This window comes from Pseudogemmobacter faecipullorum (assembly GCF_020539525.1).
Classification (GTDB): Bacteria; Pseudomonadota; Alphaproteobacteria; order Rhodobacterales; family Rhodobacteraceae; genus Pseudogemmobacter; species Pseudogemmobacter faecipullorum.
The window spans coordinates 1-1,840 of record NZ_JACDXX010000067.1 but is presented as its reverse complement, the minus strand read 5'-3'; the positions used below and the strand labels follow the sequence as shown (position 1 = coordinate 1,840).

The following is a 1,840-nucleotide window of genomic DNA, read 5'->3' as shown; positions in this document are numbered from 1 at the left end:
AAGAAAGTAGCCATCACCGCCATCATGCGACGCATCATCATCCTTGCAAACACCTTGCTGCGCGAGGGCCGAGATTGGCTGCCTGAACGCCCTTGACCAAGACGGATACTCGACCGCCGGTCGAAGTAATGGTGGGGTTCATTGATGCCCATCGTGGCACGCATGGGGTCGAGCCGATCTGCAACGTTTTGCCGATCGCCCCATCCACCTATTACAATCACTTGGCCAAGCGGGCCGATCCGGCACGCCTGTCGGAGCGGGCGCGCCGGGACGCAGCTCTGCGCCCGGAGATCTTGCGCGTGTTCGAGGAGAACTGGCGGGTCTATGGCGTGCGCAAGATCTGGCGACAGCTAGGCCGCGAGGGCTTTGATGTTGCCCGATGCACGGTGGCGAGACTGATGAGGAGCATGGGTATTCAAGGCATTATTCGTGGCAAGCCGTGCAGGACGACGATCCCGGACAAGAAGGCGCCTTGTCCGCTGGACAAAGTAAACCGACAGTTCAGTGTGTTTGCGCTGAGGATGCCTGGTGCATGGCACCATTTAGTGCGCTGAACTGCCACCTTAATGCCTGCGGCAAACCGGATCCGCTGAACGGTGATCGGCAATACCCTGTCGGCGCTGTTTGGTGAGCGATGCCCTTCGCTGGTCAGGATATTGGCGATCTCGTCGTCAGGGATCCCAGCCCGCACGAGTTCGAGCACGCGATCATGCATCTCCTGGCCGCGGCTAAGCTTTGCCACCGAGTTCACCCTCATCTTCACGTTGAGTTCGGTCACTGCCCCGCCGCGCCAAACGATACGGACGAGCGTGATGTCATACGCTCCACGGTCAAGGACTACTTTCTCAACAAGGCAGCGCAGCAATGCCTTGCGATGAGCATCCGTGGTGGCTGGGTCTGCCCAGATCTGAGGAAGGCGGCCGGCAAGGGCCACGACCTTGCTTTCGAGAGCCTTGCCCATGGGCGGCTGAGGGCTCGGTCGCGCTGCCGTCTGTTCGGCGAGGGCTGCCTCGGCTGCCCGGACCTCTATGAGCGCGGTCTCCCAGCGACGCTCCAGTTCTGCGGCAACAAGACGGTTATCCGGATCGACACGATTGAATTGCCGTTGCGCCAAAGCGGCAGCGTATCGTGTGCGTTCGACTTCGCGTTCGGCGTTCGTGCGAAGCGCCAACTCTACCTGGCTCTGGGCTTTGCGGGCGCGCGACAGCGCATCGACTTCGGCGGGTGCCAGCGCGGTCAGGAAAGCGTCGGCCACGGCGGCGTCCACGCGGGCGGCCCGTATGTGCTGGCAGGTGGGCAAACCCGCATGGGAGCGTAAGTGGTTGCAGACATACTCGCCGCCGCCCTTGTAACGGACATACATCTTGTGGCCGCACCGCGCACACCAGGCGATAGCGTGCAGCAAAAGTTCGCCATCGCGAGGGGCGCCTCTCGTCTTGGTGCGCATATATTCGGCCCGATTGTCGCTTACGATGTTGCGGATCTTCTCATAGGTCGGCCAGTCGATGTAGGCTGGATAGCGATCTTTGACGACGATCCGCCAGTCGTCGATCGGTCGTGCGATCTTCGCCGGAGTGCGATCCGTGCGAATATTGTCCCGCATCCGGGTTCGACCGTAGACGAAGGCGCCTGCATAGGCAGGGTTCTTCAGGGGCATTGCCAAGTTATTTTCACCTGGTGTGTTGCTGTCTGTGTGAAGCCGGTCACGCGGTTATCTCGCGGGCATAGTCGTCCCAGAGGCTGAACGCATCTGCCCTTGCATGACGATAGGAGTTGGCGGTGAGGCGATAGCGGCGGGGTTTGAAGATAGCGTTGATCTGGTCATGGGCGGCGAGAAACC

The 1,840-nt window shown here is 61.0% G+C and carries 1 protein-coding gene, 2 pseudogenes and 1 other annotated feature; of the genes and pseudogenes, 1 reads left to right on the top strand and 2 read right to left on the bottom strand.

Going from position 1 to position 1,840, the window contains the following annotated elements:
- Window positions 1–85 precede the first annotated feature (85 nt).
- Window positions 86–203 (top strand) — a sequence feature (AL1L pseudoknot).
- Window positions 111–503: pseudogene (locus H0485_RS21175) on the top strand (IS3 family transposase); the annotation flags it as partial. It overlaps the preceding feature by 93 nt.
- Here H0485_RS21175 and H0485_RS21170 read toward each other — a convergent pair.
- Together H0485_RS21170 and H0485_RS21165 are read right to left on the bottom strand one after the other, a co-directional pair.
- A complete protein-coding gene (locus tag H0485_RS21170; RefSeq protein ID WP_226937860.1) occupies window positions 416–1,657 on the bottom strand; it encodes a recombinase zinc beta ribbon domain-containing protein in 1,242 nt (413 codons plus the stop codon). The pseudogene H0485_RS21175 and the gene H0485_RS21170 sit on opposite strands and share 88 nt — an antisense overlap.
- Window positions 1,658–1,703: 46 nt before the next feature.
- A pseudogene (locus H0485_RS21165) lies at window positions 1,704–1,840 on the bottom strand (IS6 family transposase); the annotation flags it as partial.

Excerpts from the sequence above, each read along its gene's own strand:
- H0485_RS21170 (WP_226937860.1), bottom strand. The coding sequence starts at position 1,657 with ATGCCCCTGAAGAACCCTGCCTATGCAGGCGCCTTCGTCTACGGTCGA.